Source organism: Blastococcus saxobsidens (assembly GCF_002938435.1).
Classification (GTDB): domain Bacteria; phylum Actinomycetota; class Actinomycetes; order Mycobacteriales; family Geodermatophilaceae; genus Blastococcus; species Blastococcus saxobsidens.
Genome location: NZ_POQT01000038.1, coordinates 20,739 through 47,131 on the forward strand (window position 1 = coordinate 20,739; position 26,393 = coordinate 47,131).

General features: G+C 75.3%; 26 protein-coding genes. 21 read left to right on the forward strand and 5 right to left on the reverse strand.

The genetic code is table 11. The features are described from left to right. Positions 1-67 precede the first annotated feature (67 nt). Complete coding sequence (locus tag C5507_RS18510) at positions 68-652, forward strand: hypothetical protein (protein WP_104529983.1); 585 nt, start codon at positions 68-70, stop codon at positions 650-652. Between the two features lie 10 nt (positions 653-662). Here C5507_RS18510 and C5507_RS18515 read toward each other — a convergent pair whose 3' ends face one another. Continuing rightward, on the reverse strand, positions 663-1,463 hold the full coding sequence (locus C5507_RS18515) for an LON peptidase substrate-binding domain-containing protein (protein ID WP_104529984.1): 801 nt from the start codon (positions 1,461-1,463) through the stop codon (positions 663-665). A 129-nt stretch (positions 1,464-1,592) separates the two neighbouring features. Here C5507_RS18515 and hisD point away from each other — a divergent pair, with 129 nt between their 5' ends. The 5 genes from hisD to C5507_RS18535 are packed head-to-tail and all read left to right on the forward strand — an operon-like array spanning position 1,593 to position 5,372. Beyond that, positions 1,593-2,897 (forward strand): histidinol dehydrogenase, encoded by a 1,305-nt coding sequence (gene hisD / locus C5507_RS18520; RefSeq protein ID WP_104529985.1) that lies wholly within the window; start codon positions 1,593-1,595, stop codon positions 2,895-2,897. Beyond that, a complete protein-coding gene (locus tag C5507_RS18525) occupies positions 2,894-4,006 on the forward strand; it encodes a histidinol-phosphate transaminase (RefSeq protein ID WP_104529986.1) in 1,113 nt (370 codons plus the stop codon). The genes hisD and C5507_RS18525 overlap by 4 nt, the downstream gene beginning before the upstream one ends. 5 nt (positions 4,007-4,011) lie before the next feature. Then, complete coding sequence (gene hisB / locus C5507_RS18530; RefSeq protein WP_104529987.1) at positions 4,012-4,608, forward strand: imidazoleglycerol-phosphate dehydratase HisB; 597 nt, start codon at positions 4,012-4,014, stop codon at positions 4,606-4,608. Between the two features lie 3 nt (positions 4,609-4,611). After that, positions 4,612-4,788, forward strand: a complete 177-nt coding sequence (locus tag C5507_RS22730) for a hypothetical protein (protein ID WP_165400430.1) — start codon at positions 4,612-4,614, stop codon at positions 4,786-4,788. Beyond that, positions 4,785-5,372, forward strand: a complete 588-nt coding sequence (locus tag C5507_RS18535) for a nucleotidyltransferase family protein (protein WP_104529988.1) — start codon at positions 4,785-4,787, stop codon at positions 5,370-5,372. Before C5507_RS22730 ends, C5507_RS18535 begins: the two co-directional genes overlap by 4 nt. Here C5507_RS18535 and C5507_RS18540 read toward each other — a convergent pair. Beyond that, positions 5,294-6,640, reverse strand: a complete 1,347-nt coding sequence (locus C5507_RS18540; RefSeq protein WP_346193788.1) for a DUF222 domain-containing protein — start codon at positions 6,638-6,640, stop codon at positions 5,294-5,296. The two genes, C5507_RS18535 and C5507_RS18540, sit on opposite strands and share 79 nt — an antisense overlap. 203 nt (positions 6,641-6,843) lie before the next feature. Between C5507_RS18540 and hisH the strand changes: the two genes are divergently transcribed. Together hisH and C5507_RS18550 are read left to right on the forward strand one after the other, a co-directional pair. Then, entirely contained in the window at positions 6,844-7,482 is a 639-nt protein-coding gene (gene hisH, locus C5507_RS18545) for an imidazole glycerol phosphate synthase subunit HisH (RefSeq protein WP_104530004.1), read from the forward strand. 82 nt (positions 7,483-7,564) lie between these two features. Continuing rightward, positions 7,565-9,970 (forward strand): M20/M25/M40 family metallo-hydrolase, encoded by a 2,406-nt coding sequence (locus C5507_RS18550; RefSeq protein ID WP_242610991.1) that lies wholly within the window; start codon positions 7,565-7,567, stop codon positions 9,968-9,970. A 10-nt stretch (positions 9,971-9,980) separates the two neighbouring features. Here C5507_RS18550 and C5507_RS18555 read toward each other — a convergent pair whose 3' ends face one another. Next, a complete protein-coding gene (locus C5507_RS18555; RefSeq protein ID WP_104529989.1) occupies positions 9,981-10,580 on the reverse strand; it encodes a nitroreductase family protein in 600 nt (199 codons plus the stop codon). Positions 10,581-10,693: 113 nt separating this feature from the next. On the opposite strand from C5507_RS18555, the gene priA reads away from it, so the two are divergent. From priA to hisF, 3 genes are read left to right on the forward strand one after another with little or no spacing between them, the layout of a single operon-like run. After that, positions 10,694-11,425, forward strand: coding sequence for a bifunctional 1-(5-phosphoribosyl)-5-((5-phosphoribosylamino)methylideneamino)imidazole-4-carboxamide isomerase/phosphoribosylanthranilate isomerase PriA (gene priA, locus C5507_RS18560; RefSeq protein WP_104529990.1), 732 nt, complete (start codon positions 10,694-10,696; stop codon positions 11,423-11,425). Beyond that, positions 11,422-11,814, forward strand: coding sequence for a RidA family protein (locus tag C5507_RS18565; protein WP_104529991.1), 393 nt, complete (start codon positions 11,422-11,424; stop codon positions 11,812-11,814). The genes priA and C5507_RS18565 overlap by 4 nt, the downstream gene beginning before the upstream one ends. After that, positions 11,811-12,605, forward strand: a complete 795-nt coding sequence (gene hisF, locus C5507_RS18570) for an imidazole glycerol phosphate synthase subunit HisF (protein ID WP_104529992.1) — start codon at positions 11,811-11,813, stop codon at positions 12,603-12,605. Before C5507_RS18565 ends, hisF begins: the two co-directional genes overlap by 4 nt. Here the strand turns inward: hisF and C5507_RS18575 are convergent. Both C5507_RS18575 and C5507_RS18580 read right to left on the reverse strand, forming a co-directional pair. Next, on the reverse strand, positions 12,598-13,215 hold the full coding sequence (locus tag C5507_RS18575; protein WP_104529993.1) for a TIGR03085 family metal-binding protein: 618 nt from the start codon (positions 13,213-13,215) through the stop codon (positions 12,598-12,600). The genes hisF and C5507_RS18575 overlap by 8 nt on opposite strands. A gap of 46 nt (positions 13,216-13,261) precedes the next feature. Then, positions 13,262-15,610 (reverse strand): hypothetical protein, encoded by a 2,349-nt coding sequence (locus C5507_RS18580; protein ID WP_130504178.1) that lies wholly within the window; start codon positions 15,608-15,610, stop codon positions 13,262-13,264. A gap of 160 nt (positions 15,611-15,770) precedes the next feature. Here C5507_RS18580 and C5507_RS18585 point away from each other — a divergent pair, with 160 nt between their 5' ends. The 10 genes from C5507_RS18585 to C5507_RS22475 all read left to right on the forward strand — a co-directional run bounded on the left by C5507_RS18585 (position 15,771) and on the right by C5507_RS22475 (position 26,131). After that, positions 15,771-17,549 carry an ABC transporter ATP-binding protein gene (locus tag C5507_RS18585; protein WP_207225680.1) on the forward strand — a complete coding sequence of 593 codons (1,779 nt, stop codon included), beginning with the start codon at positions 15,771-15,773 and terminating at the stop codon, positions 17,547-17,549. Next, a complete protein-coding gene (locus C5507_RS18590) occupies positions 17,546-19,372 on the forward strand; it encodes an ABC transporter ATP-binding protein (RefSeq protein ID WP_242610992.1) in 1,827 nt (608 codons plus the stop codon). Before C5507_RS18585 ends, C5507_RS18590 begins: the two co-directional genes overlap by 4 nt. Before the next feature lie 23 nt (positions 19,373-19,395). Continuing rightward, on the forward strand, positions 19,396-19,809 hold the full coding sequence (locus tag C5507_RS18595; RefSeq protein WP_130504179.1) for a hypothetical protein: 414 nt from the start codon (positions 19,396-19,398) through the stop codon (positions 19,807-19,809). A 76-nt stretch (positions 19,810-19,885) separates the two neighbouring features. Continuing rightward, the gene (locus C5507_RS18600; RefSeq protein ID WP_104529996.1) at positions 19,886-21,556 is read left to right on the forward strand and encodes an FAD-binding dehydrogenase; all 1,671 of its coding nucleotides are present in this window, start codon (positions 19,886-19,888) and stop codon (positions 21,554-21,556) included. Further along, on the forward strand, positions 21,553-22,257 hold the full coding sequence (locus tag C5507_RS18605) for a hypothetical protein (RefSeq protein ID WP_104529997.1): 705 nt from the start codon (positions 21,553-21,555) through the stop codon (positions 22,255-22,257). Before C5507_RS18600 ends, C5507_RS18605 begins: the two co-directional genes overlap by 4 nt. A 25-nt stretch (positions 22,258-22,282) precedes the next feature. After that, positions 22,283-22,660, forward strand: a complete 378-nt coding sequence (hisI, locus tag C5507_RS18610) for a phosphoribosyl-AMP cyclohydrolase (RefSeq protein ID WP_104529998.1) — start codon at positions 22,283-22,285, stop codon at positions 22,658-22,660. Beyond that, the gene (locus C5507_RS18615; protein ID WP_104529999.1) at positions 22,657-24,159 is read left to right on the forward strand and encodes an anthranilate synthase component I; all 1,503 of its coding nucleotides are present in this window, start codon (positions 22,657-22,659) and stop codon (positions 24,157-24,159) included. Before hisI ends, C5507_RS18615 begins: the two co-directional genes overlap by 4 nt. Further along, positions 24,156-24,785, forward strand: a complete 630-nt coding sequence (locus tag C5507_RS18620) for a Trp biosynthesis-associated membrane protein (protein ID WP_104530000.1) — start codon at positions 24,156-24,158, stop codon at positions 24,783-24,785. The genes C5507_RS18615 and C5507_RS18620 overlap by 4 nt, the downstream gene beginning before the upstream one ends. 158 nt (positions 24,786-24,943) lie before the next feature. Continuing rightward, positions 24,944-25,753 (forward strand): indole-3-glycerol phosphate synthase TrpC, encoded by an 810-nt coding sequence (gene trpC / locus C5507_RS18625; protein ID WP_104530001.1) that lies wholly within the window; start codon positions 24,944-24,946, stop codon positions 25,751-25,753. A 237-nt stretch (positions 25,754-25,990) separates the two neighbouring features. After that, complete coding sequence (locus tag C5507_RS22475; RefSeq protein WP_158657644.1) at positions 25,991-26,131, forward strand: hypothetical protein; 141 nt, start codon at positions 25,991-25,993, stop codon at positions 26,129-26,131. Positions 26,132-26,393 lie beyond the last annotated feature (262 nt).

The following is a 26,393-nucleotide window of genomic DNA, read 5'->3' on the forward strand; positions in this document are numbered from 1 at the left end:
CCCTGCCCCCCGCCACTCGCGAGCTCGCGGCGGGGCCCTGCAGGGGGCCATGGGGTTCACTGGACCGGTGAGCACACCGCCGATCCCGGCTCCACCCCTGGAGGCCCCGCCGGGTCCCGCACCGCACCGGGACGTCCACTGGCGCGGCTGGCCTGAGGTCCGGCAGGACCTGGGCGGCGGGCTCGGGGTGTTCGCCGCGCTGGCCGTCAGCGGCGTCCCGGCCGGTGTGCTGTGGTGGCTGCTGGCCCCGCGGGCCGACTACCGCGTCACCGCTGACGGTCCGGTGGCCGTCGGCCTGCCCGCTGCCGAGGTGCCCGTCGGCGTCGACTCGGTGCTGCTGCTCGTGCTGCTAGGCCTGGGCGTGCTCGCCGGGGGTCTGGCCTGGCTGCGACGTCGCACCCGCGGCGTCGGGATGCTCGTCGTCCTCACCCTGGGCGCGACCCTGGCGGCCGTCGGCGCCTGGCAGGTCGGCGCGCTGCTGGGGCAGCCGCCCACCGAGGCCGAGCTCACGGCCGTCGGGTCGACGGTGACGACGGGTCTGGGCCTGCGCGCCCTGCCGGTGCTCGCCGGCGCCCCGTTCGCCGCGCTGCTGACCTACCTCGCCTGCGTGCTCGTCACCGCCGACGACGGGCTGGGCCGGGAATCCGGCTGAGCCGCGGCGCTCAGTTGACCGTCATGGGCGAGGTGAACTGCTGCAGCGGCGCCGGCACGGCACCCAGCGTCTGCAGCAGCGTCAGCTCGCGCCGCAGCAGCCGGGACTCGACCGCCAGCCGCCGCCGGGTGGCCGACTCCGCCAGCAGCGCCTGGCGGTCCTCGGTGGTCAGCAGGGCCGACGACGCCACCAGCCAGGACAGCGCGCTCGGGTCGTCGGCGGCCGCCGCCAGCCGCACCGCGGCCTCGGCCTCGTCGCCGGTGGCCCCGGCGCCGAGGTCGGCCACCTCCGCCACGTAGCGGGTGAAGAGGTCGCCCACCCCGCGGGCGAGCACGTCCAGCGAGCCCCGGGCCACCTCGGTGGCGAGGTCGTCGACCGATGGCAGTGCGCCGGCCGACCCGTCGGCGACTGACGCGACGTCCCCCGCGGCCTCCTCGGCCGCCTCCTCCTCGGCCAGCCACTCGACCTCGGCCTGCAGGTAGGGCGGCTCCTCACCGACGACGACGTCGAGCAGCCGGAACCGCTCACCGCCCACGGTGACGACCCGGAAACCACCGTCGGGCTGGGCCTGGACGCGGCGCAGCCGGGCGGTGCAGCCGATGTCGTAGAGCGCCGCGGCGGGGGCCACCCGCTCGACCTCCCAGCCCTGCCGGATCGCGACCACGCCGAAGAACCTGCGGTCGCCGTGCTCGGGCAGCGCCATGAGGTCGCGGATCAGCCGGCGGTACCGCGGCTCGAAGATCTGCAGGGGCAGCACCGCCCCGGGGAACAGCGGCCGGCCCAGCGGGAACAGCGGGATCAGCTCACCCATCCCGGCAAGCGTACGGGCCCCTGCGGCCAGGCCCACCCAGGCGCCCCCGGGGTGACCCGCGCCGCTGGCTACGCTGGGAACCCGCCGCACCGCACCGGTGCCCGTCCCGCCCGCCTCCGGAGGTGGCCCGTGCTCGCCCGCATCGACCTGCGCGGAAACGCGTTGCCCGGCGTCCGGGAGTTGACCGGCCTGCTGCCGCGGGCGGCCACCGACATCGACTCGGTGCTGGCCACGGTCCGCCCGCTGTGCGAGGACGTGCGGGTGCGCGGCGCCCAGGCGGTCCGCGAGATCACAGCCCGGCTCGACGGCGTGGACGCCGAGGACTTCGCCGTGCCGCAGGAGGCGCTCGACCGCGCGCTGGCCGAGTGCGACCCGACACTGCGCGCGGCGCTGGAGGAGGCCATCTCCCGGGTGCAGCGCGTGCACGCCGACCAGCGCCGCACCGACGTCACCACGCAGGTGGTCCGCGGGGGCACCGTCACCGAGCGCTGGCTCCCGGTCCGCCGGGTCGGCCTCTACGTGCCCGGCGGCCTCGCCCCGCTGCTGTCCAGCGTCGTGATGAACGTCGTGCCCGCCCAGATCGCCGGCGTGGAGTCCATCGCCGTGGCCTCCCCGCCGCAGCGCGACCACGGCGGCCTGCCCGACCCCGGCGTGCTCGCCGCGTGCGCGCTGCTCGGCGTCACCGAGGTCTACGCCGTCGGCGGGGCCCAGGCGATCGCCGTCTTCGGCTACGGCGCGGGCTCCTGCGAGCCGGTCGACATGGTCACCGGCCCGGGCAACGTCTACGTCACCGCCGCCAAGCGGCTGCTGCGCGGGATGATCGGCATCGACTCCGAGGCCGGCCCCACCGAGGTCGCGATCCTCGCCGACGACACCGCCGACCCGGCGCACGTCGCCGCCGACCTGATCAGCCAGGCCGAGCACGATCCGCTGGCCGGCGCCGTGCTGGTCACCACCAGCGAGGAGCTCGCCGACGCGGTGCTGGCGCTCGTGCCCGGTCAGGTGGCGGCCACCAAGCACTCCGACCGGATCACCACCGCGCTCGACGGCACCCAGTCCGGCGTCGTGCTCGTCGACGACCTGGAGGACGGGCTGCGCGTCGTCGACGCCTACGCCGCCGAGCACCTGGAGATCCAGACGCGCAACCCGCGCGAGATCGCCGACCGGGTGCGCAACGCCGGCGCGATCTTCGTGGGCGCCTGGTCCCCGGTGTCGCTCGGCGACTACGCCGCCGGGTCCAACCACGTGCTGCCCACCGGCGGCTGCGCCCGTCACCAGAGCGGCCTGTCGGTGCAGTCCTTCCTGCGCGGCATCCACGTGGTCGAGTACGACGAGCAGGCGCTGGCCGAGGTCGCCCCGCACATCGACGCCCTCGCGGGTGCGGAGGACCTGCCGGCGCACGCCGCGGCGGTGCGGATCCGGCAGACGCGATGACGTCGCTGGACGACCTCCCGCTGCGGCCGGAGCTGCGGGGCCGCACGCCCTACGGAGCCCCGCAGGTGCCGGCCGCCCACCGGCTCAACACCAACGAGAACCCGCACCCGCTGCCCGACGAGCTGCTCGCCGACCTCGGCGCCGCGCTCGGCTCCGCGGCGCTGGACCTCAACCGCTACCCCGACCGCGATGCCGTCGCGCTGCGCGCCGACCTGGCCACCTACCTGACCCGCACCGGCGGTCAGCCGATCGAGCCGGGCCAGGTGTGGGCGGGCAACGGCTCCAACGAGGTGCTCCAGCAGATCCTGCAGGCGTTCGGCGGAGCGGGCCGGACCGCGCTGGGCTTCACGCCCTCGTACTCGATGCACCCGATCATCGCCGCGGGTACCGGCACCGGCTGGGTCGACGGCCACCGTGCCGCCGACTTCACCATCGACCCGGGAGCGGCTGTCGCCCAGCTGCGCGAGGCCGCGCCCGACGTCGTCTTCGTGACCAGCCCGAACAACCCGACCGGCACCGCCGTCGACCTGGACACGGTCGCCGCCCTGTACGAGGCGACCCCCGGGGTGCTGGTGGTCGACGAGGCCTACGCCGAATTCGCCCGGACCGGCACCCCCTCGGCGCTCACCCTGCTGCCGGGCCGTCCGCGGCTGGTCGTCAGCCGCACCATGAGCAAGGCGTTCGGCATGGCCGGCCTGCGGCTGGGCTACCTGGCCGCCGACCCGGCCGTCGTGGACGCGATCCAGCTGGTGCGGCTGCCGTACCACCTCGGCTCGCTCACCCAGGCCGCCGCGCGAGCCGCCCTGGCGCACACCGATGCGCTGCTGGCTACCGTCGACGCCGTCAAGGCGCAGCGCGACCGCATCGTCGACGCGCTGCCGTCGATGGGCCTGACCAGCGTGCCGAGCGACGCGAACTTCGTGCTCTTCGGCCACGTCGCCGACGCCTCCGCCGCGTGGCGGGCGCTGCTCGACCGCGGTGTGCTCGTCCGCGACGTCGGGCTGCCCGGCTGGCTCCGGGTGACCGCCGGGACACCGGCGGAGACCGACGCGTTCCTCACCGCGCTGGGTGAGATCGCGCCGGACCACCGCACGACTCTGGGAGACTGACGCACATGACCCGCACCGCACGCGTCGAGCGACAGACCAACGAGACCAAGCTCGTGGTCGAGCTCGACCTCGACGGCACCGGCACCAGCTCGATCAGCACGGGCGTGGGGTTCTACGACCACATGCTCACCGCGCTGAGCAAGCACAGCGGGATCGACCTCACCGTGCAGGCCGACGGTGACCTGCACATCGATGCCCACCACACCGTCGAGGACGTCGCGATCGCGCTCGGGCAGGCCTTCGCCGAGGCGCTGGGTGACAAGCGGGGGATCACCCGCTACGGCGACGCCACCATCCCGATGGACGAGGTGCTCGCGCAGGCCGCCGTCGACCTCTCCGGCCGGCCCTACTTCGTGCACGCCGAGCCCGAGAGCATGACGCCGATGATCGGGCCGGACTACCCGACGAGCCTCACCAAGCACGTGCTGGAGTCCTTCGCGTTCAACGCCCGGATCAGCCTGCACGTGCGGGTGCTGTACGCCGGCCGCGACGCCCACCACATCGTCGAGGGCCAGTTCAAGGCGCTGGCGCGTGCGCTGCGCCAGGCGGTGGCCATCGACCCACGGGTCACCGACGTGCCCTCCACCAAGGGCGCGCTGTAGCCGGTGGACTTCGGTCTGGTCCTGCTCCTGCTGGGCGGTTTCCTCCTCGGCGGCGCCTGGAGCATCTGGCGTGCGGACTCCGACACCGAGGGGCGCACCGGCCCGCAGGTGGTCTTCGCGGTCATCCTGCTGACGGCGGCTCTGCTGGCCAGCGTGTCGGGCATCCTCTACCTCGTGTGAGCGCGGCGGAGGAGGAGCGCTTCCTCGCCCTGGTCACCACCGATCCGACCGTCCGGGCGGTGCTCGAACGGGCACCGGCCCTCGGGCTGCCAGACTCGTGGCTCACCGCCGGGGTGCTCTTCCAGACCGTGTGGAACGAGCTCACCGGTCAACCGGCGGGCACCGGCATCCGCGACGCCGACTTCTTCTACTTCGACGCCGACACCTCCTGGGCGGCGGAGGACGCGGTCATCCGGGCCGGGGCGGTGCTGTTCGCCGACCTGCCGGTGCCGGTGGAGATCCGCAACGAGGCCCGCGTGCACCTCTGGTACGAGCAGCGGTTCGGGGTCCCGGCCGCGCCGTTCCGCGACTGCGCCGACGCCATCGACCATTTCGCCGCAGTCTGCTGCTGCTACGGCGTCCGCGTGGACACCGCCGGCGCGGTCGAGGTCTACGCACCGCACGGCTACGACGACCTGTTCGGGCTCGTGGTGCGTCCCAACCGGCGCCTGGCACCCCGGCACGTCTACGAGGCCAAGACCGCGCGCTGGCAGCAGCAGTGGCCCGAGCTCACCGTCGTGCCGTGGGACGGGCCGACCGACTGAAAGTGCGAGTCAGCCTGCTCGTGACCTCGTGGTCCGGTCGGGGATGCGGGGCAGGACCAGGATCTCGGTGCCGTCGGGGCGCCAGGTGCGCCACCGGCCGTCGGTTTGTCGTTCCACCCGGAAGCCGTGGTGCACCAACGTGCGAGTGGCGTTCGCACAACAGGGCGGAGTTCTCGAGGTTGGTCTGGCCGCCGTCGATCCAGTGCAGGAGGTGGTGGACGTCGCACCAGTGGGCGGGGGCGTCGCAGCCGGTGCTCTGCACACTCAACTACGCCGCAGCCGCGGTCGCGGTAGTCGATGGCGCGGCGCAGCTGGGGCGGGGAGACCCGCTGGCGGCGGCCGTAGTCCAGGATCTGGCCGTCGGGGCCGATGACGATGCGGTTGATGCCGCCGTCGCAGGCCAGCCAGCGGGCCCGGGCGGCGGAGATCAGGGTGCCGAAGCCGGTCTGGGCGGCGCCGGGTCCGGTGGCGGGGTCGACCAGGTCTTGCAGGTCCACGCGGACCACGACGTGGGGTTTCTGGGTGCGCAGGATCGGCAGGTTGCCGGCGGCGAGTGCGTTGTCGCACAGCTGGACGAGGGCGTCGGCGGACTGCTGGGCGCGGGTGCGGGTGTCCCCGGCGGGGCGGGAGGCCTGCAGGATGGATTCCAGCGCGGCCTGGAACTTCTCCCCGCCGACGGCGTCGAGCTCGCCGCGGAAGGACAGGCTGCCGTCGGCGTGCTTGGCCATGGTCAGCGACCGCTGTTCGGTGGGGTCGGGTTCGGGGCCGTCGGGGTCCAGGCGGGTGAGGTAGTGGTTCACGACCTGCCGGAGTTCGGCGTGCGGGCGGGTGGCCGCGACCTCGGCGAGGGTCGCATCGACGCCGGGCAGGTCGACGCCCTGGGCGTGGGCGGCGGCCAGGTTCTCCGGCGCCACGACCGGCGCGATCGCCGACACCGCCTCCGGGCTCACGTCTCCGCGGGCCGCCGCCGAGGCCACGGCCGGCAGCTGGGCGAGGGTGCGGCCGTTGCGGACCAGCTGGTTGGCCGCGGCCGCCGACAGCCGGCCGTGCCCGCGCAGCCAGGAGGCCATCGAGGCCTTGCCGTCGTGCTCGGTGGAGCCGGCCAGCTCGCACTGCCGCACCGTGCGCGCCAGCTCGGCGGCCAGCCGGTTCTGCATCGCCAGCAGCGGGGCCAGGCGTTCCAGCAGCGCCGGGCCGAACAGGCCCTCGATCCGCTCGGCGGCGAGCACGTCGAGTGCTACGTCCAGCTGCTCCACGACACCTCCCACCGGTTCGATCATACGTTCGAATACTACCGCCCGTCGAGCCGTCCGGCAGCACGAAAGCCCAGCTCCAGCTGCCTGTCCACAGATTCGACGGAGGCGTTGACGCCGTCGGCGACGGCCGCTCGAGGGCTGGCGCGGGAGCGACGTCGAGAGGCGGGACGGGAACACAACCGGGCCTTCCCGTGCTGGTCGGTACCGTGGCAGGCGTGAAGAAGGTGGCGGTTCTCGACTACGGGTCGGGCAACCTGCGGTCGGCCGAGCGGGCGCTGTCCCGCGTCGGCGCGGACGTGACGGTGACCTCCGACATGGACGTGGCCCTGGCGGCCGACGGGCTCGTCGTCCCGGGCGTCGGCGCGTTCGCCGCCTGCATGACCGGCCTGGACGCCGTCCAGGGACGGCGCATCATCGGCCGCCGCCTCGCCGGCGGGCGCCCGGTGCTCGGCATCTGCGTCGGCATGCAGATCCTGTTCGAGCGGGGCGTGGAGCACGGCGTGGACGCCGAGGGCTGCGGCGAGTGGCCCGGCGTCGTCGAGCAGCTGAAGGCCCCCGTCCTGCCGCACATGGGGTGGAACACCGTGCAGGCGGCTCCCGGCAGCACGCTGTTCGCCGGGCTCGAGGACCAGCGCTTCTACTTCGTGCACTCCTACGGGGTCCGCGAGTTCCCGCTGGGCTCCGACGGCGGCAGGTCGCCCCTGGCGCCTCCGAAGGTCACCTGGGCCGAGCACGGCGACCGGTTCGTGGCCGGCGTGGAGAACGGCGCGCTGTCGGCCACCCAGTTCCACCCGGAGAAGAGCGGCGACGCCGGCGCGCAGCTGCTCACCAACTGGCTCGGCACTCTCCGCTGACGTCCGGGCCAGCCTGCCCGGCATCGGGATGATGCTCACCTAGGGTCACCGGAACCTGTCCCGGTGTCCCCAGGAGGTCGGTGTGCCCGCCGAGCGTTCCCGCCGGAGCAGCCAGGCCACCCGGACCGGGCAGGCCACCCAGAGCAGTCGGAGCGACCGCACCGACCTGACCGGCCGGCCCGGTCGGCTCGCCGGTCTCGTCGTCGCGGTGCTGCTGCTGGGCCTGGCCGCCTGGACCGTGGTGGGTCTGCAGCCCCCGGACCCGCGCCCCGCTGACGCGCCCGCCGGCGAGTTCAGCGCCGCCCGGGCGTTCGCCCACGTCCAGCGCATCGCGGCCGACGTCCACGTGACCGGCAGCCCCGAGAACGACCGGGTGGTCGAGGATCTGGTCGCCACGCTGACCGGGCTGGGCCTGGACACCCGCGTGCAGAACGCCGTCGGCGTGCGCGAGGGCGGTGCGGGCGAGATCCGCATGGCCCGGGTGCGCAACGTCGTCGGCGTCCTCCCCGGGGCCGACCCCACCGGCCGGCTCTACCTGATGGCGCACCACGACTCCGCCGATGCCGGGCCCGGCGCCGCGGACGACGCCGCCGGCGTCGCCGCGCTCCTGGAGTCGGTGCGGGCCCTGACGGCCGGGCCGCGGCTGAGCAACGACGTCGTCGTCGTCCTCACCGACGCCGAGGAGGCGTGCCTGTGCGGCGCCGAGGCGTTCGCCGCCTCGCACCCGCTGGCCGGCGGGGGAGTGGTGCTGAACTTCGAGGCCCGCGGCACCAGCGGCCCGCCCATCATGTTCGAGACGTCGCCGCGCAACGCCGACCTGGCGGCCGTCTTCGCCGAGGCGGCGCCGCACCCGGTGGCGAGCAGCTTCGCCGTCGAGGTCTACCGGGCGCTGCCGAACGACACCGACTTCAGCGTGCTGCTCGACGACGGCGACTTCGCCGGCATGAACACCGCCTTCATCGACGGCGCCGCCGGCTACCACTCACCGCAGGACACCCCCGAGCGGCTCGACCGGCGCACCCTGCAGGCCCTCGGCGACAACGCCCTCGCCCTGGCCCGGGAGCTGGGCGACCGGGACCTGGCGGCGCTGGCCCGGCCGGCCGCCGAGGACGCCACGTACTTCCCGCTGCCCGGGTCGCTGGTGCGCTATCCCGGCACCGCCGTGTGGCCGCTGGCCGCAGCCGCGCTCGTCGCCGTCGCCGGCCTGGCGCTCACCCTGCGCGCCCGAGGGACCAGCTCGCTGCGCCGGACCGGCGGGGCGGCGCTGCTGGCACTGGTCCCGCTCGCGCTGGCCCCGCTGGCCGCCCAGGGGATGTGGGCGGCGCTCGTCGCGGTGCGCCCCGGGTACGCCGGCATGCTCGACCCGTGGCGCCCGGGCTGGTTCCGGCTGGCCGCCGTCGCGGTCGTGCTCGCCGTCGTCCTGGTCTGGTACGCGCTGCTGCGCCGCCGGGTGGGCCCGGCGCCGCTCGCGGCCGGCGCGCTGGTCTGGCTCGCCGTGCTCGCGGTGGTCCTGGCCGCCGTCGCACCCGGCGGCTCCTACCTGGCGGCGTGGCCGGCGCTGGTCGGGGCGCTCACCGGCATCCTCGCCGCGCTGGCCCGGTCCCGGGCGGTGCAGGTCCTCGCCGCGCTGCTCACCGGCGCCGCGGCGGTGCTCGTCCTCGCGCCCACGGCGGCACTGTTCTTCCCGGCGTTGGGGCTCTCGCAGGCCGCGGCGCCCTCGGTCGTCGTCGTCCTGGCGGCGCTGGCGCTGCTGCCGGCGGCCGAGCTGCTGTTCCCCGACCCCGAGGCGGACCCGTCGCGGCGGACCGCGCCGGCCGCGGTCGCGGTCCCCGCGACGGCGGTCGTCCTGGCCGCGGCCTGCGCGTTCGCCGGGCTGACGGTCGACCGGTTCGACGCCGCCCACCCGGTCCCGTCCCGGCTGGCCTACCTGCTCGACGCCGACCGGGGCGAGGCGCGGTGGGTGAGCACCGAGACGACGCCGGGGGAGTGGACCGGCCGCTTCGTCGACGGGCCCGGGACGCTCGGGTCCGACTACCCGTACCTGGCCGGGCGGGACGTGCTCACCGGACCGGCGGAGGCGGCCGCCCTGCCGGCACCGGAGGTCACCGTGCTCTCCGACGAGGAGCTGGGTGGACGGCGGGAGCTCAGCCTGCGCGTGCGGCCCCGGCGCGAGGACGTCCGGCTGGTCGACCTGACCGTCACCGTCGACGCCGGCACCGTGATGCGCGGCCGCATCGGCGGGCGGGCGCTGCCCGACACGGCCGTGGGCGGCGGCTCGCTGCGGGTCACCTTCCACGCGCCCCCGGCGGACGGGCTGCAGGTGGCCCTGTCGGTGGAGGGCGACGGGCCGGTGCGGCTGCGCGTGACCGATGCCGTCGACGGGCTCACGGGGCTGCCCGGCCACGAGCCGCGCCCCGAGGGCGTCGACGTGGCCGGCGCGCACGGCTCGGACCTGGTGCTGGTCACCGCCACCACCGACCTGGGCTGAGCGCCGCGACTCACCACCGGCCGTGGTGCACGACCTCCTCGACCCCGCGCCGGCCACGGCGCAGCGACGGCGACCGGCGGTCCTCGCCACCCGGGTAGCCGACCGACACGCAGCCCACGGGCCGGTACTCCTCGGGCACGCCGAACGCGGCGCGGAAGGCGGTCACCCGCTCGGCGGGGACGCCGAAGAAGCAGGCGCCCAGCCCCTCGTCGACCGCGGTGAGCAGCACCAGCAGGCTGGCCATGCCCGCGTCGACGTCCCAGTAGGGCACCGGCCAGCGCGCCTCGTCCCGGTCGGTCCAGCCCTTGTCCGGCTCGGCGTAGCGGTCGAGGTAGGCGGACTTGTTGGCCAGCGGCACGACCAGCAGAGGTGCGCGGCGCATGCGGGTCAGCCAGCCGTCGGGGGCGCCGTCGGAGGTCGTGGCCGACCAGAAGCGGTCGCGCTCCTCCGGCGTCTCCAGGACGAGGAACGCCCAGCCCTGGCTGAACCCCGCCGACGGCGCCCGGATGGCGTGCTCCAGCAGGCGCTCGCGCACCTCCGGGGGCACCGGGCGGACGGGGTCGTAGTCGCGCACCATGCGGCGACGGCGGACGACGTCGGCGAACTCCACGCCGCCAGCCTGTCACCCCGCGGGCGGGGTCAGGCGGCCCGGCCCAGCCGGGCCAGCGCACGCGACGGGAGCTGACGCCGGGCACCGCGGAGCCGGTCCCTAGGCTGGACCCCGTGCCGAAGCTGCAGCTGCTCCCCGCCGTCGACGTCGCCGACGGCCAGGCCGTCCGTCTGGTGCAGGGGGAGGCCGGGAGCGAGACCTCCTACGGTGACCCCCTCGAGGCCGCGATGCAGTGGCAGCGCGACGGCGCCGAGTGGGTGCACCTGGTCGACCTCGACGCCGCGTTCGGCCGTGGGACCAACCGCGAGCTGCTGGCCCGCGTCGTCGGTGAGCTGGACGTCGACGTCGAGCTGTCCGGCGGGATCCGGGACGACGAGTCGCTGGCCGCAGCCCTGGCCACCGGCTGCCGCCGGGTGAACCTGGGCACCGCGGCCCTGGAGTCGCCGGAGTGGTGCGCCCGCGCCATCGCCGAGCACGGCGACCGGATCGCCGTCGGGCTGGACGTGCGCGGCACCCGGCTGGCCGCGCGCGGGTGGACCAAGGAGGGCGGGGAGCTCTACGAGACCCTCGCCCGTCTCGACGCCGAGGGCTGCGCCCGCTACGTGGTCACCGACATCACCAAGGACGGCACGCTCCGCGGCCCGAACCTGGATCTGCTGCGCGAGGTCTGCGCCGCCACGCCGCGACCCGTCGTCGCCTCCGGCGGCGTGAGCTCGCTGGACGACATCCGCGCGCTCGCCGGGCTCACCGCCATCGGCGTCGAGGGGGCCATCGTCGGCAAGGCGCTCTACGCCGGTGCCTTCACGCTCCCGGAGGCGCTGAGGATCACGGAGGAGCTCGCATGAGCGTCATCCGGCTGGGCTCGGGGGCCCCGTGGGAGGCGACCGTCGGCTACAGCCGGGTCGTCGTCCGCGGGGAGACCGCCTGGGTCAGCGGGACGACGGCCGTCGTCGACGGAACGGTCGCGCACCCGGGTGACGCCGCCGCCCAGACGCGGCACATCCTGGCGACGATCGAGCGCTCCCTCGAGCGCGCGGGCTTCACCCTGAACGACGTCGTCCGGACCCGGATGTTCGTCACCGACATCTCCCGGTGGGAGGAGGTCGGCCGGGCGCACGGCGAGGTGTTCGGCGACATCCGGCCGGCCACCACGATGGTGCAGGTGTCCGCGCTGATCGACCCGGCGATGCTGGTGGAGATCGAGGCCGACGCGGTCCGCGGGGTGCCGGCGTGAGTCTGGCGGTCCGCGTCATCCCGTGCCTGGACGTCGACGCCGGCCGGGTCGTGAAGGGCGTGAACTTCGTCGACCTGCGCGACGCCGGCGACCCGGTGGAGATGGCCCGGGTCTACGACGCCGAGGGTGCCGACGAGCTGACCTTCCTGGACATCACCGCCAGCTCCGGGAACCGGGAGACGACCTACGACGTCGTCCGCCGCACCGCCGAGAGCGTGTTCATCCCGCTCACCGTCGGCGGGGGCGTGCGCAGCGTCGAGGACGTCGACCGCCTGCTGCGCGCCGGCGCCGACAAGGTCGCGGTCAACACCGCCGCCGTGGCCCGGCCCGAGCTGATCGCCGAGATCGCGCACCGCTTCGGCAACCAGGTGCTGGTGCTGTCGCTGGACGCCCGGCACGTGCGCGCCGGCGCCGTCACCGACTCCGGCTACGAGATCACCACGCACGGCGGCCGCCGGGGCACCGGCCGCGATGCCGTCGAGTGGTGCGTACGGGCCGCCGAGCTCGGGGTCGGGGAGATCCTGCTCAACTCCATGGACGCCGACGGCACCCGCGCCGGCTTCGACACCGACCTCATCCGGATGGCGCGCCGCGCGGTCGACGTGCCGCTGATCGCCAGCGGGGGAGCGGGGGCGGTCGAGCACTTCCCGCCCGCCGTCGAGGCCGGGGCCGACGCCGTGCTGGCCGCCAGCGTCTTCCACTTCGGCCAGCTGCGCGTCGGCGACGTGAAGGCCGGGCTCGCCGCCGCCGGCGTCCCGGTCCGCCACGAGGCGGACACCCCGCTCAGCTGACCGCGACCTCCACGCGGGCGACGTCCCGGCGGCCGGAGACCCACAGCATGAGCTCCAGCGGCTCACCGGTCACCGTGCGACCACCGGCACCCAGGCGCCGCTCGACACCGGCCACGTCGCTGCGGCGCAGCGCGAGGCCACGTCTGCCGGCGGCGCGGCGGGCGTGGAGCGCCATGCCCGACCACAGCTGGTCCTGCTCCTCCCGCGACAGCCGCCGCGGCTCCCAGCCCGGCTGGGCACGGCGGACGTCCTCGTGGTGGATGGCGAACTCGGCCACGTTGAACGCCTTCGCCGCGGCCGGCAGGGCCATCGGGGACCACGACGGCGGCCCCGTGCGCACCTGCCGCACCACCTCGGCGTAGGGGGTGGAGGTGCGCAGCCGGTCCTCCAGGCGGTGCGACCACCCGGCCAGCCGCTGGCCCCCGGGGAGCATCTCCAGCCCGTAGCCGGGCAGGGCGTCGGGCCGGCGGTCCCGGACGGCGAGGTGCGCGGCGAGGTGGGCGGTGGTCCACCCCGCGCAGCACGTGGGTGCGTCGGGCCCCAGCTCGTCCAGCAGGTCGGCCAGCGCCGATCGTTCGCGATCGGGCAGGGACGGCGGCGTGGCGTTCATCGGGCGAAGTTACCGAGGAGCACCACCCGCCGCACCCGGCCGCCGGTCAGCGCCCCGCCGAACCCCCCTGAACGGTGTAGGTGTGCTCGCCGGCCACGACCGGCAGCACGAGCCCGGTGCGGTCCACGATCGCCTCCACCGGGCGGCCGTCGCGCAGCACCCGGGTGCCGTCGGGGAAGTGCCCGGCCAGCCGCACGGTGCCGTCCCGGTCCGCGGTGGTGACGACGGTCAGCTCCCGCTCCGGGTCGAGCCGGGCCCGCGCGAGGTCGATCGACGCGCTCCCGACGTTGGTCAGCCGCAGGTCCAGCCGGTTGGCCACCGGCCTCTCCGGCTCGGGGCCCCACGAGCGGTTGACCTCGGTGTAGGGCAGCGCACCGCCGACGACGCCGGCGCCGGTGCCCGGGGTGCTGGGGGCGTCCCCCCGGCCGAAGCCGTGGCTGAACGCGTCCACCAGCGCCTTGGCCGGCAGGGAGCCGCCGGTCCCGGCACCGGGCGCGGTGGACCCGGGCCGGACCCCGGACACCCAGTAGGCGTGGTCGTGGACCAGGCCGAGCGCGGCGTCGTCGGCGGCCGGCACGTAGCCGAACGAGACGTGGTGCGGATTCCGGTCGACCCTTGACTCGCCGAGGAACTGCGTCGCGATCGGGATGTCGTAGCCGCGCACGGCGAGGGTGAAGTGCTCGGCGGCCGGCACGACGACGAAGCGGTACCGGTAGCCCAGCTGCTCGAAACCGCCCACCCCCACCTCCGGGGCGCCGAGGTTCTGCGCCCGCGGCCCGACGATCGGCACGAGCTCGTCCGCACCCGCCGCCACGTTGAGGTAGGGCAGGTTGCGGGCGTTCTCCAGCCACAGGTTGGACAGCGTCTCGACGCCCCCGGTGGGCGCCGCCGGCGGCACCCAGATCCCGTCACCGGGCGGGCCGACGGCGGTGAACGCGCGGCCGAACAGGTCGGGGTAGAGCGTGCCGAGCCGGTAGGTGGCGTACCCGCCCATGGAGTAGCCGCTGATCGCCGTCCGGTCCCGATCGAGGGAGAAGTGCCGCGCGACGTCGTTCCACATCTCGAAGACGTCGTACTCGGCCTCGTGCTGGTACCAGCCGTCCGGCCCGCGGGACAGCGAGGTGGCCACGATGTCCTGGCGCGCCTCGCCGATCTGCTGGATGCCCGTCGAGCCGTTGTACTGCCAGTGCTGCTGGCCGAGCGAGTGCAGGGCGAGGGTGAAGCCGGCCGGCTGCCCGGGCCGGTAGCCCGACGGCACGTAGAGGCTGTAGGGCTGCAGCTGGCCGTGGTACTGCGGGAAGCCGCCGTCCAGGTCCCGGCCCTCGCCCAGCTGCAGCCGGCTCGGGAAGATCCGGATCGTCGTGCCGGTCGCCGGCACCGTGGTGCGGTCCCGCCGGGCGGCGAGCGCGGCGAAGTCGATGTCCCGGGCGTGGCGCGTGGGCTCGTCCCGGGTCAGTGCCGGGGCCTGCGCGGTGTCCGGCGGGGTGTTCGCCCCGGTCACGGGCTCGTCGAAGCGGAAGCCGAGGTTGAAGATCCCGTTGGGGGCGGGGGCCAGCGGTCCGGCGCCACCGGGGGTGTCGGCCGTGGCCGCGGGCTGCGGACGCAGCCAGCCGCCGGTCGCCCGGTCGTGGAGCCCCGTCGCCAGCGTCGCGCGCCAGGTGCCGGACGGGTCGCTGACGTCGCGCGGCACCGTGACCGTGAGCTGGTTGGCCTCGAGGTCGGTGCGGACCTCCACGGCGCGGGTGGCCCGCAGCGTGCCGTCGGACGCGAAGGAGCTGTGCTCGGCGCCGCTGCCCCAGACCGTGAGCACCTCGTCGGTGCCGGGGAACGGTGCCCCGGGGTCGCGGGGCAGCGTGGCGGTGCCGGTGACGGCGTCCCGGTCGGTGTCGAAGGCGACGGTGAGGATCGTCGAGTCCGCCTGCAGCAGGGTGTTCAGCGTGAACCGGTAGGACACCCGGTCGCGCTCCGGTGCGATCCGGAACTCCACCAGGTCGGCGGCGTTGCCCCCGTAGCGGCCGGCGTCGGTCGGGTAGGTGATGTCACCGGCCCGCTCGGACAGCGAGCTGCCGCCCTGGCCGTCCGTGTCGGCGCCGTAGTCGTCGTAGAGGTGGTCCTGGTAGACGTACTCGCCACCCACGTAGGCCTCGTGCCCGGACACCAGCAACGGCGCGGCACGGAACCGCGGGTCGCGGTTCTCCAGCTGCGGCGCGCGGGGCGGCGGGGCGTACAGGACGTCGGGTCCCGGGCGGGCGCCGCTGGTCACCGACGGCAGCGATGCCGACCCGGCACCCTGCCGCGGCTTCCCGTCGCCGGTCGCGGCCGCGGGCTGGCCGAGCGCGATGGTGGACAGGGCGACCATCGTGGCGCACGCGACGGGGAGTGGCGCTCTGCTCATGTCCCGGTAACGAGCGGACCGGCCGTCGGTTGCGACCTGCGTCACGTCGCCGCGCCCGGGCCAGGAAGAAGACGGCGCCGGGCGGTGTTGGTCCGCAGGCCCGCTCAGCGGTCTGACGACCGACGGTCATGCTGGACGGGCCCCGACCCCGAGGAGTTCCGTGTCCCGCCGCCGAGACGCCGTCGTGCGACGCGGGCTCCGCCACATCGGCCGGGCCGTGCGCGAGCAGCCGGGCATGTTCACTCTCGCCCTGGTGGCCAGCAGCCTCTACGGCGCCATGACCGTCGCCAGCGCCTGGGTCATCGGCGAGATCACCGACCGGGTGCTGCTGCCGTCCTTCGAGGACGGCGTCACGACCGCAGCCGCGCTCACCCTCGCCGCACTGGCCATCCTCGGCGTCGCCGTCCTCAAGATCGTCGGCATCGTCGGACGGCGGTTGTTCGCCGGCGTCATGAGCTTCCGGCTGCAGGCGGAGTACCGCCGCCGCGTCACCGGCCAGTACCTGCGGCTGCCGCTGTCGTGGCACCAGCGGCACCCGACCGGCCAGCTGTTGTCCAACGCGAACTCCGACGTCGAGGCGTCCTGGTTCTTCGTCGCGCCGCTGCCCTTCGCCTGCGGGGCGCTGGTCATGATCGTCATCACCAGCGTCGCGCTGGTGCTCACCGACCCGCTGCTGGCCCTGGTCGGGCTGGTCGTCTTCCCGCTCGTCTTCGTGGCCAACGTCGTGTACTCGCAGGTCATGAGCCCGCGCATGCAGCGGGCCCAGCAGCTGCGCGCCGAGGTCAGCGAGATCGCCCACGAGAGCTTCGACGCCGGGCTGGTGGTGAAGACCCTCGGCCGCGAGGACAGCGAGACCACCCGCTTCGGCGCCCGCGCCGAGGAGCTGCGCGACGGCCTGGTCGCCGTCGGCCGCGTGCGTGGGCTGTTCGACCCGATGATGGAGGCGCTGCCCAACCTGGGCACCCTCGCCGTGCTGCTGATCGGCGCCGGCCGGGTCGCCGACGGCACCACCGACGCCGGCAGCCTCGTCTCCATCGCCTACCTGTTCACCCTGCTCGCGCTGCCCATCCGGGCCATCGGCTGGGTGCTGGCCGACCTGCCCCGGGCGCTGGCCGGTTTCGACCGGGTCACCCCGGTGCTGGAGGCCACCGGCGAGACGCCGCACGGCGCCGACGCCGCGACCGCGCACGCCGGCGGGGCCGGCGTCGCGCTGCGCGAGGTGGGGTTCGCCTTCGACGGCACCGACCGCCCGACCCTGCAGGGGGTCACCTTCGACGTGGCCGCCGGGCGCACCGTCGCGGTCGTCGGCCCGACCGGCTCGGGGAAGTCGACGCTCGCCGGGCTGCTCGTGCGCCTGGTCGACCCGACCGACGGCGAGGTGCTGCTCGACGGCGTCGACGTCCGCCGCCTGCGCGAGGGCGAGGTCAGCGGCCAGGCCGCCTTCGTCGCCCAGAGCGCCTTCCTCTTCGACGACACCGTGCGTGACAACGTCACCCTGGGCGGCCCCTACACCGACGACGAGGTCTGGGCGGCGCTGCGCGTGGCGGCTGCCGACGAGTTCGTCGCCGCCCTGCCCGAGGGGCTGGACACCCAGGTGGGGGAGCGCGGCGCCTCGCTCTCCGGTGGGCAGCGGCAGCGGCTGGCGCTCGCGCGGGCCGTCGTCCGCAAGCCCCGGCTGCTGGTCCTCGACGACGCCACCAGCGCCGTCGACCCCTCGGTCGAGGCCCGCATCCTCGACGCGCTGCGCGGCAGCGAGACGCCGACGACGGTCGTCGTGGTCGCCTACCGCCAGGCGACGATCGCCCTGGCCGACGAGGTGGTGTGGCTGGCCGACGGCCGGGCCGTCGCCCGGGGCAGTCACGACGAGCTGCTCGCCCAGGTGCCCGGGTACACCGCCCTGGTCCGCGCCTACTCACAGGTCGAGGAGGTGCCGGCGTGAGCCTCGCGGCGACCGGGGAGCGCACCGAGGGCAGCATGGCCACGCTGCGCCGCGGGCTGCGCATGATGCCGGAGTTCCGCCGCGGCCTGCCCGCCACCTTCGCCCTCGCCCTGGCCGCCACGGCCGGCCGGGTCGTCGTGCCGATCGCCGTCCAGCAGGTCATCGACCGCGGACTGAGCGACGGCGGCGCCGACCTCGACCTCGTCCGCAACCTCGTCCTGGTCTGCGCGCTCGTCGTCGTGCTCACCGCCGTCGCCGTCTACCGCATGAACGTCCGGCTCTTCCGGACGACGGAGACCGCGCTCGCCGGCCTGCGGGTGCGCGCCTTCCGCCACGTCCACGACCTGTCGGTGCTCCACCAGCAGGGCGAGCGGCGCGGGTCGCTGGTCTCGCGCGTGACCAGCGACGTCGACCAGCTGTCTGTGTTCATGCAGTGGGGCGGCGTGCTCGGCCTGGTGAGCGTCGGTCAGCTCGTCGTCGCCACCGTGGTCATGAGCGTCTACTCCTGGCAGCTGACCCTGCTGGTCCTGGTCTGCTTCGTGCCGCTGGCGATCGCGATCCGGGCCTTCGCGCGGCGGCTGGTCCGCGTCTACGGCGTGGTCCGGGCCCGGGTCGGCGACGTGCTGGCCGCCGTCGCCGAGTCGGTCGTCGGTGCCCCGACGGTGCGCGCCTACGGCGTGCGGGCCCGCACCGCCGCCCGGATCGACGCGGCGATCGACCGGCACTACCGGGCGCAGGTCGACGCGCAGAAGGTCACCGCGGCGATCTTCGTCAGCGGGGAGTTCGTCGCGGCGCTGGCCAACGCCGCCGTGGTCGTGGTCGGCGTCCTGCTCGGTCTGGCCGGCGACATCACCCCGGGCACGCTGGTCGCGTTCCTCTTCCTCGTCACGCTGTTCGTCGCGCCGGTGCAGACCGCCAGCGAGGTGCTCAACGAGGCGCAGAACGCCGTGGCCGGGTTCCGGCGGGTGCTGGACGTGCTGGACACCGAGCCCGACGTCCGCGACCCGGCCGTGGCCACCCCGGGGCGTGCCCGGCAGCTGCCGGACGGTCCGCTGGGCGTCCGGTTCGAGTCGGTCGCCTTCCGCTACGCGCCCGGGGCGCGACCGGCGCTCGACGGCGTCGACCTGACCATCGAGCCGCGCAGCCGGGTGGCGATCGTGGGCGAGACCGGCTCGGGCAAGACGACCCTCGCCAAGCTGGTCACCCGGCTGATGGACCCGGTGGAGGGCCGGGTGCTGCTCGGCTCGGACGCCGCCGGCTGGGTCCCGCTGGCCGACGTCGCCTTCTCGTCGCTGCGGTCGCGGGTGGTCATGGTCCCGCAGGACGGCTTCCTCTTCGACGCCTCGGTGGCCGAGAACGTGCGCTACGGGCGGCCCGGCATGACCGACGCCGAGGTGTCCACCGCGTTCGACGAGCTCGGGCTCACCGACTGGGTGCAGGGCCTGGCGGCCGGGGTGTCGACGCCGGTCGGCCAGCGGGGCGAGTCGCTGTCGGCGGGGGAGCGGCAGCTGGTCGCCGTCGCGCGTGCCTACGTCGCCGACCCCCACCTGCTGGTGCTCGACGAGGCGACCAGCGCGGTCGACCCGGCCACCGAGCAGCGCCTCACCCGCGCGCTGGACACCCTGACCGCCGGCCGGACGACGCTCACCATCGCCCACCGGCTGTCCACCGCCGAGCGGGCCGACGAGGTGCTGGTCGTCGACGCCGGCCACGTGGTGCAGCGGGGCACGCACGCCGAGCTGGTGGACGCCGACGGCCCCTACGCGCGGCTGCACGCCTCGTGGCGCCGGTCCTCAGCGGGCGAGCCGGAGCCGGTGGCCTGACGGCGCGGCCCTACGCTGCGCCCGTGCATCCCACCGAGACGACCCGCCGGACGCCGCCCGGAGCGGCGGTCGCCGCCACCGTGCTGGGGCTGCTCAGCGCCGCGCTGCCCGCGCTCATCGCGCTGCTCGCCCTCGCGTTCTCCGGCGGCCGGTTCGAGGGTGGGGGCTGGGCGGTCGTCCTCGTGCCGGTGGTCCTCGTGGTGGGGCTGGTGGTCGGGGCGGTGCTGCTGCTGATCGGCCGCTCCTGGCTGGTGCTCGCGCTGTTCTCCGGCGTGCTGGCCGCGCTGGCGGGCGTCGGCTACGTCTCGGGTGGCTGGGGCGGTGGCGGCCTCCTCGAGCTGGCGCTCGTGCTGCCGTTGCTCACCCTCGTGCTGGCGGTCCTGCCGGGGGTGCGCCGGTGGGTGGCCGCGCGGCGCGCGGCGCGCGCCGGCCGCTGAGCGCCCGGGTGCCGCCGGGCAACTCGCCCGGCAGGGGGGACGCGCGCCACCCGCCGTGCCCGCTAGCGTCCCTGGTGTGAGCGCGCACCCCGACAGCTTCGAGGCCGACGTCGTCGTGGTGGGGGCCGGCCTGGCAGGCCTGGCCGCCACCGCCGAGCTCGCCGACGCCGGCAAGCGGGTGATCCTGGTCGACCAGGAACCCGAGCAGTCCCTCGGCGGGCAGGCCTGGTGGTCCTTCGGCGGGCTGTTCCTCGTCGACTCCCCGGAGCAGCGCCGGCTGCGGGTGCACGACTCCCTCGAGCTCGCCCGGCAGGACTGGTTCGGCACCGCCGGCTTCGACCGGGACAGCGACCACTGGCCCCGGCAGTGGGCCGAGGCCTACCTGCAGTTCGCCGCAGGGGAGAAGCGTTCCTGGCTCAAGGAGCAGGGCATCGGCTTCTTCCCGATCGTCGGCTGGGCCGAGCGCGGTGGCTACACCGCCACCGGCCACGGCAACTCGGTGCCCCGCTTCCACATCGTCTGGGGCACCGGCCCCGCCATCGTCGCGCCGTTCGAGCGCCGGGTGCGCGCCGCCGCGGAGGCCGGCCTCGTGCAGCTGCGCTTCCGCCACCGGGTCTCCGACCTCGTCGTCAGCGGGGGCGCGGTCACCGGCGTGCGGGGCTCGGTCCTGGAGCCCAGCGAGGTCGCCCGCGGCGAGGCCAGCTCGCGCACCGGGGTCGGCGAGTTCGAGATCGCCGCGCAGGCCGTCGTCGTCACCTCCGGCGGCATCGGCGGCAACCACGAGCTGGTCCGGCAGAACTGGCCCGCCCGCCTGGGCCCTGCACCGCAGCGGATGCTCTCCGGCGTGCCCGCGCACGTCGACGGCCACATGCAGCAGGCCACCGTGGCGGCCGGCGCGAGCATGGTGAACAGCGACCGGATGTGGCACTACACCGAGGGCATCGCCAACCACTCGCCGGTCTGGGCCCAGCACGGCATCCGGATCCTGCCGGGCCCCTCGTCGATGTGGTTCGACGCGACCGGCAACCGCCTCCCGGTGCCGCTGTTCCCCGGGTTCGACACGCTCGGCACCCTCGCCCACATCGGGACCACGGGCCACGAGCACACCTGGTTCATCGCGACCCAGAAGATCGTCGAGAAGGAGTTCGGCCTCTCCGGCTCCGAGCAGAACCCCGACCTCACCGGCAAGGACGTCCGGCTGCTCGCCACCCGGGTCAAGGCCGGCATGGCAGCGCCGGTGAAGGCCTTCCTCGACAAGGGCGAGGACTTCGTCGTCGCCCGCACCCTGCCCGAGCTGGTCGCCGGGATGAACCGGATCACCGGCGGCACCCCGGAGCTGGACCTGGCCCGGATCGAGCGGGAGATCGTCGCCCGCGACCGCGAGATCGCGCACGAGTTCGGCAAGGACATGCAGATCAACGCGATGCGTGCGGCGCGGAACTACCTCGGCGACAAGCTGATCCGGGTGGCGCAGCCGCACCGGATCCTGGACCCGGAGGCCGGGCCGCTCATCGCGGTGCGGCTCACCATCATCACCCGCAAGACCCTCGGCGGTCTGGAGACCGACCTCTCCGGCCGGGTGCTGCGCCCCGGCGGCGAGGTCTTCCCCGGCCTGTACGCGGCCGGCGAGGTGGCCGGCTTCGGCGGTGGCGGCGTGCACGGCTACCGGTCGCTGGAGGGCACCTTCCTCGGCGGCTGCCTGTTCAGCGGACGGACGGCCGGCCGGGCACTCGCGGCGGCCCTGTGAGCGCACCCCGCGATCCCTGGGCCGATCCGTCGACCCAGGCCGAGCCCGGGTACGCCGGGCCGCCGCCCACCGCGCCCCCGCCCGGCTACGGCCCGTCGTACGGCTGGGCCCCGCCCGCGCCGTACGGAGCGCCCGCCCCCTACGGCGTCCCCCACGGCCCGCCCTACGGACCTCCGCCGCCCTACCCGCCCTACGGGCCGCCGGCGTGGGCCACCCGCCCGCGCGGACCGCAGCGTCCCGGGCAGGTGGTCGGCGCCGCGGTGCTCAGCTTCGTGCAGGGCGCCCTGGTGACCATCGCGTCGCTGTACGTCTGGTTCTTCGCGTCGATCGCCGGCCTGGCGGTCGAGCAGAACCCCGGCGCCGCCCCGGCCATGGCCCACGAGTTCACCCGGCTGGGTTCCACCCTCTCGATCATCCAGCTCGGCACGGTCGTGCTGCTCGTCGTCGGCGGCATCCTGGCGTTGACCCGGCGCTCCCGGGTCGCCTTCCTCACCGTGATCGCGGCGCACGCCATCCAGGTGGGCCTCGCGCTGTACTGGCTGATGCGGCTGGGCGACCTCCTCGGTCCGGCCGCGGCGGCCGAGGGGATCGGCGGGGTGCTCGGCGTGTTCGCGCTGTTCTTCTCCGCGCTCCCGCTGGTGGCGCTGGGACTGCTGCTGATCGGCACCGGACGGCGCTGGTTCACCGCCCCGCAGGGCTGAGCGGCCCGCACGGCACACTGGCGGCATGTCCGCCGTTCCGCCCCCCGAACCCGCGCTCGACCCGCAGGTCGCCGAACTGCTCTCCCGGGACCCGGCCGGTCTCGTCGCCGCGGTCGTCCAGCAGCACGACACCCGCGAGGTGCTCATGGTCGCCTGGATGGACGACGAGGCGCTGCGGCGCACGCTCACGACCGGCCGGGCCACGTACTGGTCGCGCAGCCGCGGCGAGTACTGGGTGAAGGGCGAGACCTCCGGCAACCGCCAGTGGGTGCGCGAGGTGCGCGTGGACTGCGACGGCGACGCCCTGCTCGTGGTCGTCGACCAGGAGGGCGCCGCCTGCCACACCGGCGAGCGCAGCTGCTTCTTCCGGGCCCTGCCCGCGGTGGCGGGGGAGCGGTCATGAGGTTCGGGACCACCAGCCCGGGCCGCGAGGAGTTCGCGGCCGCCGAGGGACCGGTCGTCCCGGTGACCCGCCGGCTCCTGGCCGACGGGCAGACCGCCGTCGGCATCTACCGGGCGCTGGCCGGCAACCGGCCGGGGACCGTGCTGCTGGAGTCTGCCGAGCAGGGCAAGCGCTGGGCCCGGTACAGCTTCGTCGGCGTGCGCAGCGCGGGCGTCCTGACCGAGCGCGACGGCCGCACCCAGTGGCTGGGCGAGTCCGTGCCCGGCCTCACCGACGACCTGCCGACCGATCCGCTGGACGCCGTCCGCGTGCTGGCCCGCCGCTTGCGCAGCCCGCGCCGGGAGGGGCTCCCGCCGCTCACCGGCGGCCTGGTGGGCTACCTCGGCTACGACGTCGTCCGGCGGCTGGAGCGGCTGCCGGAGACCAGCGCCGACGACCTGGGCATGCCCGAGCTGGCGATGATGCTGGTGACCGACCTCGTCGTCCTGGACCACAGCGACGGCTCGGTCCTGCTGATCGCCAACGTGCTCGGCGGCGCGAGCGAGCAGGGGTACGACGACGCCGTCGCCCGGCTCGACGAGATGACGGCTGCCCTCACCGCGGCCGGCGCGCCCGGGGTCGCGGTGTTCGAGCGGGCCGACGCCCCGGAGGTGCGCAGCAACCTCGCCCCGGGGGAGTACGAGGCCGGCGTCGAGCGGGTGCGCGAGCACATCCGCGCCGGTGACGCGTTCCAGGTGGTGCTCGCGCAGCGGTTCGAGCTGGAGACCGACGTCGAGGCGCTGGACCTCTACCGGGTGCTGCGCGCGACCAACCCCTCGCCGTACATGTACCTGCTGCGGTTCGCCGGCCGGGAGACGCCGTTCGACGTGGTCGGCTCCTCGCCGGAGGCGCTGGTCACCGTGACCGGCTCCTCCGCCGTCGTGCACCCGCCGGCCGGCACGCGCCCCCGGGGTGCGACCGAGGAGGAGGACCTGCGGCTGGCCGAGGGCCTGCTGGCCGACCCCAAGGAGCGCGCCGAGCACGTGATGCTGGTCGACCTGGCGCGCAACGACCTGGGACGCGTCTGCGTGCCGGGCAGCGTCGAGGTGCCCGACTTCATGCGGGTCGAGCTCTACAGCCACGTGATGCACCTGGTGTCGACCGTCGCCGGCGAGGTCAGCCCCGGCTGCGACGCGCTCGACGTCTTCGACGCCACCTTCCCCGCCGGCACCGTCTCGGGCGCGCCCAAGCCGAGCGCGATGACCATCATCGAGTCCCTGGAGCCGACCCGGCGGGCGCTCTACGCGGGCACCGTCGGCTACGTCGACGCCAGCGGCGACATGGACATGGCGATCGCCATCCGCACCGCCGTGCTGCACGAGGGGCGGGCGTACGTCCAGGCCGGCGCGGGCGTCGTGGCCGACAGCGACGCGGCGACGGAGGAGGCTGAGACCCGGCACAAGGCCCGGGCCGTGCTGTCGGCCATCGCGACGGCGGAGAGCCTGCGGGAGCTGCCGTGAGCGACGGTGCCCGGCGGGAGCTGACGGGCGCGGTGCTGGGTTGCCTGGTGGCCGGGGCGCTCGTGCTCTCGGCCTCGGGCCAGCGCTGGGCCGACGTCACCGCCGAGCGCCGTTCCCCCCTGCCGCCGGTGTCCGCCGCGCTGTCCGGTGGCGACGTCGCACCGCTGGCGACGGCGGCGGGGCTCGTCCTGCTGGCGGCGGCCGTGGCGCTGCTCGCCGTCCGCGGCGCCGGTCGCGCCGCCGTCGGGCTGGTGACGGCGGCTGCCGGTGGCGCGCTGGTGTGGTCCGGCGTCCGCGTGCTCGCCGGGGGAGTGGCCGACGCCGCGGCCGACCTGCCGGGCCTGACCGGCAGCAGCGTCGTCTCGACGGCCGTCGACGTCTCGCCGGTCTGGCCGGCGCTGTCGCTGCTGGCGGGCCTGCTCGCGCTCGTCGTCGGCCTGCTGACCGCCGTGCGGGGACGGACCTGGCCGGCCATGGGACGCCGGTACGAGCGGACGGCGACGACGGCGACGCCGGCGCGTCCGCGCACCGACGAGGACCGCGCCCAGGACGCCTGGAAGGCCCTCGACCGCGGCGAGGACCCGACCGAGCCGCCCCCGCCTGCCCGCAGCGGTGACCCCCTATAGCGGAACGGCGTTGGATCGGCACTTCCGGCCCCCGGGCCGGGGGCCGGAAGTGGCCCTTCTAGAGTGGGTCGACGAGCCGCCCCGGAGGGGACCGACGTGCGAGAGGGAGTGGTGCCGATGAGCGACCACCGGACCTCACTCGAGAGTGGGACCGCGTCGTGAACGTGCTCGACGAGATCGTCGCCGGTGTCCGCGCCGACCTGGCCGCCCGTGAGGGCGTCACACCGTTCGACGAGGTGAAGGCCGCCGCGCAGGCGGCCCGCCCGGCGCTCGACGCCCTCGCCGCGCTGCGTGCCCCCGGCGTCGGCGTGATCGCCGAGGTGAAGCGCCGGAGCCCCAGCAAGGGCGACCTGGCCGACATCGCCGACCCCGCCGAGCTGGCCCGCCAGTACGCCGCCGGCGGCGCGCGGGTCATCTCCGTGCTCACCGAGCGCCGCCGCTTCGGCGGCTCGCACGCGGACCTCACGGCCGTGAAGGCGGTCGTCGACGTCCCGGTGCTGTGCAAGGACTTCATCGTCAGCAGCTACCAGGTCCACGAGGCCCGGGCGCACGGCGCCGACGTCGTCCTGCTGATCGTGGCGGCGCTGGAGCAGAACGTGCTCGTCGGGCTGCTGGAGCGGGTGGAGTCCCTCGGGATGACCGCGCTGGTCGAGGTGCACACCGAGGCCGAGGCCGACCGGGCCATGGCAGCGGGTGCGTCGGTCATCGGGGTCAACGCCCGCGACCTCACCACGCTCGAGGTCGACCGGTCGAGCTTCGAGAAGATCGCCCCGGGGCTCCCGTCGGAGGTCGTGAAGGTCGCCGAGTCCGGCGTCCGCGGCCCGCACGACCTGATCAGCTACGCCGCGGCCGGGGCCGACGCCGTCCTGGTCGGCGAGGGTCTCGTCACCGCCCGGGACGCCCGCCAGGCCGTGGCCGACCTGGTCACCGCCGGCGCGCACCCGGCCACCCCGCGCACCACCCGCTGACGGCCGCCGCGACGCGCGGCACACTGCGGCGGTGCGCGCGGAGGAGGCGGCGGAGCCGCTGCCGGGACTGACGCTGATGCCCGAGTACGGCGTCGAGGTGCCGGTCTGGCACGGTCCCGACAGCCAGCACTCCGGGAACGTGGGGGCCGAGGAGCTGCTGGCCATGGGCGTGTCCAGCGGGCTCGCCGAGAGGTTGCGCGCGTGGCAAGAGGGCTGGGAGCACGACCCTTCGCGCGGATGGGTCCTCCGAGGGAGCTCCGGCCGGGCAGCCCGATGCCGGTGCGGCTGGCGAGGCACCTGCAGGCGGAGCTGAGCGGGTACCGGATCTTCCTGGCCGTCGTAGCGGAGCCCCGCCCCCTGGACGACATGCGCGGATGACCGGCCGTGGCCGGAGGTCGGGAGGGCGAGGGTCGCCTCGTTCCGGGAACTGTCGTACCCCCTCCCTAGCCTGCGGGTATGTCGTCGGGTGGCGGGTTCGCGGTCGGGGTGACCGTGCTGCCGGTGGACCCGGTGGCCCTCGCCGTGGGAGCTGATGGATCCGGATCCGTCGCCGTGTATCGAGCCGTTGAGCGCCTGGTTGCCGGCCCGGCGCAGCGCGTCGGAGGCGGCGGCGCTGCTGGAGCAGATCGTGGCGGCGGAG